The sequence below is a fragment of the Nitratireductor pacificus pht-3B genome (assembly GCF_000300335.1).
Classification (GTDB): Bacteria; Pseudomonadota; Alphaproteobacteria; order Rhizobiales; family Rhizobiaceae; genus Nitratireductor; species Nitratireductor pacificus.
The window spans coordinates 1-3,780 of record NZ_AMRM01000043.1; the positions used below are offsets into that span (position 1 = coordinate 1).

The window sequence follows — 3,780 nt, forward strand, 5'->3', positions numbered from 1 at the left end:
CCCGCGCCGGCGGTCAGGCTCGCGGCGGCGAAACCGCTGCCGCCGGTCGCCATGGGGAGGCCGGGCGACGGTGCGCCGAACACGCCGCCGGGACCGTCGTGACCGGCGGAAAAGGCCAGTTCGCTCGAGAAGCGCCCGCCCGACGCCAGGCGCGAAGCCGTGAAGCGCGCCGCGCCCGAGAGACGGTCCATCGCGCCGGAGAGCTGCAGATGGGCATCGGGGCCGAACGCCAGCAGGCGCGAGAAGGCCGGTGCGGAGACCGGTCCGAAGCCGGCAAATCCATGGGAGAAAAGCAGCTTGGCCCGGCCGGTTTCGGCGAGGTCCGCGGCTTCGCCGGACATTGACGCCGCAAAGGCAAAGGCCTGGCCGAGGCGCTGCCCCGGCGGTGTCCGGGCGAAGGTGGCGCGCCGCGCATGCGCGCTGTTCGCAAGGTCCGCCGGAACGTGGAAACCGGTGCCGAGCGCGTCCACCGCCATGATCCTCTTTCCGGCAAGCGCGCGGGCGATGGCGTTGCCGACGATGGGTGCCTCGGCGACGAGACCCTGCGACAGCGGCGACCGCGCCCCGTCGAACACCGTCCTGCCGCTGGCGATCGACAGGCCTCCGACCGGCGACAGCGCGGCTTTCAGGTCCGGAACGCCATGCCCGTAGAGACGCGAATAGGTTCGGCGGACGCTCTGCGCGAACGCGGTTTCGCCGGCGATCGACGCCTGGAAACCGGGCCAGTCGCGCCGCGCGGTGGCGAGCAGCCGGGCGGTCCGCTCCGCCGGCGCCAGGTTGGGGAAGGCCTGCGCCAGGAGAGCGACCGCGCCGGAGACCTGTGGCGCGGCATAGGAGGTGCCGGTGCCCGGCGCATAGGCGCTGTCATGGCCGGCGGTCGGCACGACCAGCGAACCGTCCGCCGTCAGGCAGAAACGCGCGGCGGTGCCGCAGGGAGCCGACAGGAGATCGGCTTCGAGAATGGAGCCCGTCCCGCCGTCGATCGAGAAGAGCGCATTGCTGACGGCGATCCATGCCTCGCCGAGCTGCGGGACGAAGTTCGGCAGGGATGCCCAGGCGGAGGCGTCGCCCAGCGCGCGGTCGTTCGTGTTGGCGAAGACGATCACGCCGGTTTCCTGGAAGGCGTCGTAGGCGGAGAACAGCCTTCGCCATTCGGCCGCCGTTCCGCCCAGCCGCAGGGTGAGGTGCTCCGCATAGTCGGCTGCGCCGGAACCGGCGAAGGCACGCGCTTCCGCATCGGCCGCCTTCTCCGCCTGCCAGCCCCAGGAATTGTTCTGGACGACCGCGCCATGCGCCGCCGCGTCCCGCGTGGCCGCCGCGATATGGGCGGGAACGTCCCCGTCCTCCACGACCGCCCAGGAGGACAGGTGGAGCGCCGCGCCGGGTGCCACGCCCATCATGCCCCGGCCGTCCGCCGCGCCGGCGGCGATGGCCGCCACCGCCGTGCCGTGGCTGTCGCTCCCGAGCGCCGGCGTGTCGCCCAGGAAGCGGAGCAGGGTCTTGTCGGCCAGCTCCTGATGCGTGGTGCGGTAGCCGTTGTCGACGACGGCGATCAGCGTTCCCTCGCCGGTCACGTTCCGCCCGTCCGGCAGTTTGGCCGTGTGGGCGACGTCGATGTTCTGCAGGCCGTAGGCCGGGGCGCTGATGCAGTCGGGATTGGCGCTGCCGGCGCATTGCGCCTCGAGGCCGAACTGCGCCCGCAGCTGCGCTTCCTCCGCCGGGGTCGGGTCGATGCGGGTGAATTCGGGGTTCAGGCGGTGCCGCGCCGCCTCCTGCAGGGCGAAGACCGGGTAGGTTCCGCCATAGGGCGGCTCCTTCGGCGGCGTCACCGGGCCGGGGTCCGGGCCGGGGGCTGGAATGACGGCGGGCGCCGCGTCTTCGCCGCCGCACGCGGTGAGGGCGAGGCTGCCCAGCAGCGCCAGGCAGGCAAGCGGCAATGTGCGGCGCATGAGCTGCATCCCGTGGCCAGGGTCGAGGCAAGCCCGACCGGCCACGGAATGGTTCTTATGCGCAAAGAAGCGCCGGGGCAGTCTTGCGGTCAGGTGACATCACCCGAAGACCGCACCAATGTGGAGAAGCAATGAGATCGGCCGGTTCAGCCTTTCCATGAAACGCCGAACCGGTCCGGGATCTCCGACCGTCAGCCGACGGGGCTGCCCTCGACGGCCCAGTGCAGCGGGAACATCGGGTCGAACACGGTGATCGCGCCCTCGGCCGTGGGAACCGACTTCGGATAGGCGAGCGGCGTGTCGTGCCGCACCAGCGTGACGCGCGTCTCGTTTGCGGGGAGCCCGTAATAGGCCGGGCCGTTGAGCGAGGTGAACGCCTCCAGACGGTCGAGCGCGCCTTCGTCCTCGAAGACATGCGCCACGCAGGCCAGCGTGTTGACGGAGTTGAAGACGCCGGCGCAGCCGCAGGCGCATTCCTTCATCGGGTCGAGATGCGGCGCCGAATCCGTGCCGAGGAAAAGGCGCCGGTCGCCGGACGTCGCCGCCTCGCGCAGCGCCAGCCGGTGCTCCTCGCGCTTGGCGACGGGCAGGCAGTAATAGTGCGGGCGGATGCCGCCGGCCAGAAGCGCGTTGCGGTTGATGATCAGGTGATGCGGCGTCAGCGTGCCGGCGAGGTTGCGCTCGGCGCTTCTCACATAGTCGACGCCGTCGCGCGTGGTCACGTGCTCCATGACGATCTTCAGTTCGGGCAGGCGCTTGCGAAGCGGCTCCAGCACCTGATCGATGAAAGCGGCCTCGCGGTCGAAGATGTCGATCGCCGGGTCCGTCACCTCGCCATGGATGCACAGCGGGATGCCCAGCTCGGCCATGCGTTCCAGCACGGGCTGGACCCTGGTCAGGTCGCGCACGCCGCTCTGCGAATTGGTGGTGGCGCCCGCCGGATAGAGCTTGAGCGCCTTGATCAGGCCGCTCTCGACGCCGGCGGCGACATCGTCGGGCTCGGTCTGCTCGGTGAGGTACAGCGTCATCAGCGGGGTGAAGTCGTGTCCCTCCGGCAGGGCCGCCATGATGCGTTCGCGATAGGCCAGCGCGTCGGCGGTGGTGACGACCGGCGGCACCAGATTGGGCATGATGATGGCGCGGGCGAAATCGGCCGAGGAATGCGGCAGGACCGCGTCCAGGACCGCGCCGTCGCGCAGATGCAGATGCCAATCGTCGGGGCGGCGGATGGTCAGGGTTTTCACGGAACGGAACTCCAGAGCGGATGAAGCCTTGCCCCGGTTCGTCCGGGAGCCCGCATCCCTTCGCCCATGCGGCGATCAAATTCAAGGCCGCGCGCCGGTTTAAGCCGGCGTGGGGACGGCTCAATCGATTAGCAGGTTCCGACGCCGGAGCATCCCCGCCGCCAGGCGGCTCACAATTTCGCCAGGAGCAGCATCAGCTCGGATTGGCGGTTCGTGTCGGTCTTCTGGAAGATGATCTTCAGCCGCTGGCGGGCCGTCTGCTCGGTGATGCCGATCCGCTCCGCCGCCTCCCTGACCGACAGGCCCTGCATCAGGGCTTCGCAGAGCCTGACCTCAGCCGGGGTGAGACCGAACATGCGCGCCAGCAGCGCGCCGGGCGTGCGTGACGGTGCATCCAGATCGGTGACGATGACCAGCGCGCTGGCCTTGCTCGACAGGGGCGTGATCAGGCGCGGCAGCGTGACCGCCTCCACCACCAGCGGCCGGCCGACGGGCCGGCGGACGACCACCGGCGGGGCCTGCCGCCGGGCGGCGCGCATGAACGGCGCACTGGTGCTGGCGGCGGCCAGCGCCTGCAGCCGGCGGTC

The 3,780-nt window shown here is 70.7% G+C and carries 3 protein-coding genes; all 3 read right to left on the bottom strand.

The features are described 5' to 3' along the window. A partial coding sequence (locus NA2_RS21115; RefSeq protein WP_008599325.1) for a S8 family serine peptidase occupies positions 1 to 1,949 on the bottom strand: 1,949 nt, incomplete at its 3' end. Positions 1,950 to 2,140: 191 nt separating this feature from the next. Next, a complete protein-coding gene (gene pyrC, locus NA2_RS21120; RefSeq protein ID WP_008599326.1) occupies positions 2,141 to 3,193 on the bottom strand; it encodes a dihydroorotase in 1,053 nt (350 codons plus the stop codon). Positions 3,194 to 3,363: 170 nt separating this feature from the next. Further along, a partial coding sequence (locus NA2_RS21125; protein WP_008599327.1) for a helix-turn-helix transcriptional regulator occupies positions 3,364 to 3,780 on the bottom strand: 417 nt, incomplete at its 5' end.